1 protein-coding gene is annotated in these 6,371 nt (G+C 66.5%); it reads left to right on the forward strand.

All coding sequences use genetic code 11. The features are described from left to right. Positions 1-6,371: amino acid adenylation domain-containing protein (locus tag ACFWB0_RS25365; protein ID WP_378493162.1), on the forward strand; the 6,371-nt coding region annotated here is incomplete at both ends.

The following is a 6,371-nucleotide window of genomic DNA, read 5'->3' on the forward strand; positions in this document are numbered from 1 at the left end:
GTGGTGAAGTCGCCGCAGATCAGTTTCAACTATCTGGGGCGGGTGTCTGCTGCGGATGTGCCGGAGGAGTTGGCGGCGATCGGGTGGGCACCGACACAGGCCCTCGGCCAGGTCGATGCTGCACTCGACGCCGACATGCCCGCGAACGCTGCGATCGACATCAACGCGATCGTCAACGACGGGCCGGACGGACCGCAACTCGGTGCCGGAATCGCATTCCCCACCGGCCTGCTCGACCGGGACGACGTCGAGGAATTCGCGCAGCACTGGCGCGCAGCCCTCGAGGCCCTCGCCGGACACGCCTCCGCACCCGGTGCAGGCGGGCTCACCCCGTCCGACGTGCCGCTGGTGAACGTGACCCAGGCAGATCTCGAACGGTGGGAATCGCGGTACCCGGCGCTCGGCGACGTGTGGCCGCTCTCGCCGCTGCAGTCCGGTCTGCTGTTCCACGCGTTGATGACCGGCGACGACGACGTCGACGTGTACACGATGCAGGCCGTGCTCGACCTCGAAGGTGCCGTGGATGCGGAACGTCTTCACCGAGCAGCCCAGGGACTGCTCGATCGACATGCGAACCTGCGCACGGTCTTCGTCACCGACAACGAGGGCGATTCGGTCCAGCTGGTGCTCGACGAGGTGCAGGTGCCGTGGCGCACGGTCGACATGTCGTCGGAGGTCGCGGCCTCCGGCGTGACCGTCACCGTCCCGTTCTGGCGCGACGAGGAGACCCGCGGGTTCGTGATGGACACCGGGCCGCTCATGCGGTTCGTGCTCGTCTCGCTCGGCGATGATCGCTACCAGCTCGGCGTGACCACGCACCACGTGCTGGTCGACGGCTGGTCGATGCCGCTGCTCATGCAGGATCTGATGGCCCTGTACGCAACCCGCGGCGATACGTCGATGCTGCCGCGTGTCCGGTCGTACCGCTCGTTCCTCGAGTGGGTCGGCACACGCGACCTGGATACCTCGCGCGAGGCCTGGTCGCACGTGTTCGACGGATTCGACGAACCGACATTGCTCGCCCCGCAGTCACCCCGACATCCGGGTGAGCAGGGCGACGACCGCGTCAAGATCGAGCTGGACGCGCAGCGTCTCAATGCGATCAGCGACGCTGCCGCGCGCCTCGGCGTCACCGTGAACACTCTTGTGCAGGCCGCATGGGGTGTGCTGATCGGTCGGCTCACCGGCCGCGACGATGTGGTGTTCGGCGCGACCGTCTCCGGGCGTCCCGCCGACCTGTCCGGCGTCGAGTCGATGGTGGGTCTGTTCATCAACACCCTGCCGATACGGGTGTCGTTCGACCCCGACGAGCCCGTCGCCGAGTTCCTCGGCAGGCTGCAGAGCGAACAGGCAGCGCTGCTCGAACATCATCACCTCGGCCTGACCGACATTCAGCGGGCCTCGGGCCCGGCGGTCGCCTTCGACACCCTCACGGTGTTCGAGTCGTACCCGCTCGACGAAGAAGGTCTCGCCCAGCAGGCCTCGTCGATCGACGGTATGTCCGTCACGGGTGTCGGTACGCACGACGCAACGCACTACCCGCTGAGCTTGTTCGTTCACGTCAAGACAGGCATGGAAGTCGAACTGCGCTACCAGCGTGCTCTTTTCGACCGTGACCAGGTGTCCACGCTCGTTGCCCGATTCGTGCGCGCACTCGAATCGCTCGCTGCGCAACCCCAGGATCAGGTGGGCGACATCGAGCTCCTCGATGCTGAGGAACTCGACAGGATCCTCCACGACTGGAACGATTCGGCGCACGAACTCGACGCGTCGACATTGCTCACCGACCGCTTCGACGCGCAGGTGGCACGCACACCGGGCGCCGTCGCACTCGTCTACGAGGGTGAATCCCTCACCTACGCAGAGTTCGACGCTCGTGTCACGCGTCTCGCGCGACACCTGATCGCACAGGGTGTCGGTCCTGACGCGTTGGTGGGCTTGGCCATCCGGCGGTCTCTCGACCTGATGGTGGGCATGTATGCGATCGTCCGGGCCGGTGGTGCGTGGGTGCCGATCGATCCGGACCATCCCGCCGACCGTGTCCGACACATCCTCGACACGGCCGATCCGGTCTGCATCGTGACGACGGCCCGCGACGAGTTCGAGGTGCCGTCGGACCTCGCCATCCGGTCGATCGCCATCGATGTGCTCGACCTGTCGGACACCTCGTCCGCACCGATCACGGATGCGGATCGGATCGCCCCGCTGCGTCCCGACAACACCGCCTACGCGATCTTCACGTCGGGCTCCACAGGACGTCCGAAGGGCGTCGCGGTGACACACCGCGCGATCGTCAACCAGACGGAATGGATGCTGCACGAGTTCGAGATGACCTCGGACGACGTGTACTTCCAGAAGACAGCCACCACGTTCGACGTGTCGCTGTGGGGCTTCTTCATGCCGCTGAGCGTGGGTGCCCGACTGGTGATCGCCACCCCGGACGGCCACCGCGACCCCGCGTACCTGTCCGAGGTCATCGCGCGCGAACAGGTCACGATCACCGACTTCGTGCCGTCGATGCTCACGGTGTTCGCCGCTCACGCCGACGCCGCGGAATGCCGCACACTGCGCGATATCTTCGTGATCGGTGAAGCACTGCCACCCGAGACGATCGACGGCGTCCGCCGGATCAGCTCGGCAGACATCGACAATCTGTACGGCCCCACAGAAGCAGCCGTATCCGCCACCTATTGGCAGGCACCGGCGACCGGCTCGGTCGACATCGTGCCGATCGGTGTCCCGGAATGGAACGTGCAGGCCTACGTCCTCGACGGCCGGCTCCGGCCGGTTCCCGTCGGTGTATCGGGAGAGCTGTATCTCGCGGGTGTCCAGCTCGCGCGCGGCTACGTGCGCCGGCCCGACCTCACCTCCGATCGGTTCGTGGCGAACCCGTACGGGGAACCCGGCGACCGGATGTACCGCACGGGCGACCTCGTGACCTGGGACGAACAGGGCGCACTCGAATACATCGGCCGCACCGACTTCCAGGTGAAGTTCCGCGGTCAGCGCATCGAGCTCGGTGAGATCGAAACCGCTCTGCTGGCCCACGATTCGGTGAACCAGGCCGCGGTGCTCGTGGTGCAGACGCCTACCGGTGACCAGCTCGCCGGATACGTCGTGCCGACACCGGGGCGGAACATCGACACCGGAGAGCTGGTCGACTCCGTGTCGGAGACACTGCCCTCCTACATGGTGCCGTCCGCTTTGGTCGTCCTCGACGAGTTCCCGCTCAACACGTCCGGCAAGCTCGACCGCAAGGCCCTGCCGGCACCGACCTTCGAAGCCCGGGAGTTCCGTGCTCCGACGACACCGATCGAGGAGATCGTCGCGACGACCTTCGCCGATGTTCTCGGCGTCGAGCGGGTCGGCCTCGACGACGACTTCTTCGCGCTCGGCGGCAACTCGCTGATCGCCACGCAGCTCGTCGCACGTCTCGGGTCGGCGCTGGATGTACGGATCCCGGTGCGGGTGTTGTTCGAGTCTTCGACGGTGCACGCTCTTGCCGCGCAGGCAGAGCAGCACACCGGTTCTGTGCGTCGGGCACCGTTGGTGCCGCAGCAGCGCCCGGATCGGGTGCCGCTGTCGCTCGCGCAGCAGCGCATGTGGTTCCTCAACCGCTTCGATGCCACGTCGAGCGCCGACAACCTTCCTGTCGCAGTGCGTCTGACCGGTGCGCTCGACGTGGATGCATTGCAGGCGGCGGTTCGTGATCTGCTGGATCGGCACGAGGTGCTCCGCACGATCTATCCGGAGGACGACGGGCGTCCCTACCAGCAGATTCTCTCGGTCGACGAGGCTCTGCCGAACCTCGACGCTGTGCAGGTCGACGAAGCCGAACTGCCCGCGAGGATCCTGGAGATCGTGGGAACAGGGTTCGACGTGACCACGCAGGTCCCGTTGCGTGCGGTGCTGTACCGGCTGGGGGAGTCCGTTCCCGATCATGTGCTCGTGTTCGTGGTCCATCACATCAGTGCCGACGGCTGGTCGATGGCTCCGCTCACGCGTGATGTCATGGCCGCCTATGTATCCCGTGCGGCCGGTGAAGAACCCGCATGGGCTCCGCTTCCGGTGCAGTATGCGGACTTCGCGCTGTGGCAGCGCGAGGTGCTCGGTTCGGAAGACGATCCGGAGAGTCTGCTGTCGACGCAGGCTCAGTACTGGAAGCGCGCACTCGCCGGTGTTCCGGACGAGCTGAACCTGCCGATGGACCGTCCGCGTCCGCCGGTGCAGTCGTTCGCCGGTGGTCGGGTCGAGTTCGCGCTCGACGCGTCCACGCATCGTGCGCTGGCGGCACTGGCCCGCCGGACCGGCACGACGATGTTCATGGTCGTCCACACCGCGTTGGCGATCTTCCTGGCACGTATGTCCGACTCCGACGACGTGGCGATCGGCACGCCGATCGCGGGTCGCGGCGAGTCGGAACTCGACAACCTGATCGGCATGTTCGTGAACACTCTCGTGTTGCGGAGCAGGGTCGATGCAGGCGAGCCGTTCACGGATCTGCTGTCGCGGGTTCGTGAGACCGACCTCGAAGCGTTCGCCCACGCGGATATTCCGTTCGAGCGGCTCGTCGAGATCGTCGAACCCGAGCGGTCGACCGCACGGCACCCGCTGTTCCAGGTGGCCCTGTCGTTCGAGAACCTGCCGTCGGCCGGACTCGAACTGCCGGAGCTGAGCGTGTCCGGGGTGCCGTTCGATGTGGACACCGCGAAGTTCGACCTGTCGCTCACGTTGCGCGAGAGCATCGGAGAAGACGGTGCACAGACCGGCATGTCGGCCGAGTTCTCCTACGCGAGTGCGTTGTTCGATCACAACACCGTCGAGCAGTTCGCGCACCGGTTCGAACTGCTGCTCGCGGGCATCCTCGCGGATCCGCAGGCACCGGTCGGGGATCTCCCGATGCTCGGCGACGACGAATTCGGCCGGCTCACGCATGTCCATGGGGATCACGTCGGTGCAGGTGGATCTCTTGCCGACATCCTCACGGCGGCGGTGACGCTCGATCCGAATGCCACGGCGGTCCGGTACCAGGGGCGTTCGATCAGTTACCGCGAACTCGACGAGACCTCGTCGAAGCTCGCACGGATCCTCATCGGACGCGGTGTCGGTCCGGAGGACATCGTCGCGGTGTCGTACCCGCGGTCGTACGAGATGGTTCTGAGCGTGTGGGCGATCGCGAAGGCCGGTGCCGCGCACCTGCCGGTCGACCCGACATATCCCGTCGACCGCGTCCGGTACATGCTGGCCGATTCCGGTGCGGTCCTGGGTATCACGTCCTCGACCTATCGGGACGGGCTGCCCGGCGACTCCGACTGGATCGTGCTCGACGATTCGGCGTTCGCGAGCGAACTCGACGGGCAGTCGGCGTTGCCGGTGGGCGCCTCCGACCGGGTGCGCCCGCTGTCGCTGTTCCACCCGGCCTACGTCATCTATACATCGGGTTCGACGGGCCGCCCCAAGGGCGTTGTCGTCACGCACCAGGGTCTCGGCGGGGTGGTGGATACCGCTGTCGAGCTGTACCACCTGCGCGCCGGCCATCGTTTCCTGCACATCTGCTCGCCGAGTTTCGACCCGTCGGTGCTCGAGTGGATGGCAGCCTTCACGAGCGGCGCGACGTTGGTCATCGTGCCGTCCACCATCATCGGTGGCCCGGACCTCGCGGAGCTGCTGCGCAGCGAGCGGGTGACGCACACGATCATCACGCCCGCGGTACTCGGGACGATGGATCCGACCGGTATCGACAGCCTCGAGGTCGCGTCGGTCGGCGGCGACGTCACCACACCCGAACTGCTCGCCAAGTGGGCACCGGGACGTAAGTACTTCAACGGGTACGGCCCCACCGAGACGACGATCATCTCGTCGTTCGCGCGGCTCGAACCGGGACGTCCGATCACGATCGGTCATCCCACGCACGGTGTGTCCGCACTCGTGCTCGACACGCGGTTGCGTCCCGTCCCCGAGGGCGTCGCCGGTGAGCTGTACATGGCAGGCGCTGCGCTTGCCCGCGGTTACCACGGCCGTAGCGCTCTCACCGCCGAGATGTTCGTTGCCAATCCTTACAGCCCGGACGGTTCACGCATGTACCGCACGGGCGACGTGGTGCGGTGGCGTGCCGGCGAAGACCGGCTCGAGCTCGAGTTCGTGGGGCGCAGCGACTTCCAGGTGAAGGTGCGCGGTTTCCGTATCGAACTCGGCGAGATCGACGCCACCCTGGCCGCACACGAGACCGTCGACTTCGCCGCAACCCTCGGTCGTTCGACTGCGTCGGGTGCGACGGTGTTGGTGTCGTATGTGTTGCCGGTCAAGGGCCGGACTGTGGATGTGGCGGGGTTGACGGAGTTCGTGGCTCGGTCGTTGCCGCCGCATATGGT

The sequence above is a fragment of the Rhodococcus sp. NPDC060086 genome (genome assembly GCF_042730275.1).
Lineage (GTDB): Bacteria > Actinomycetota > Actinomycetes > Mycobacteriales > Mycobacteriaceae > Rhodococcus.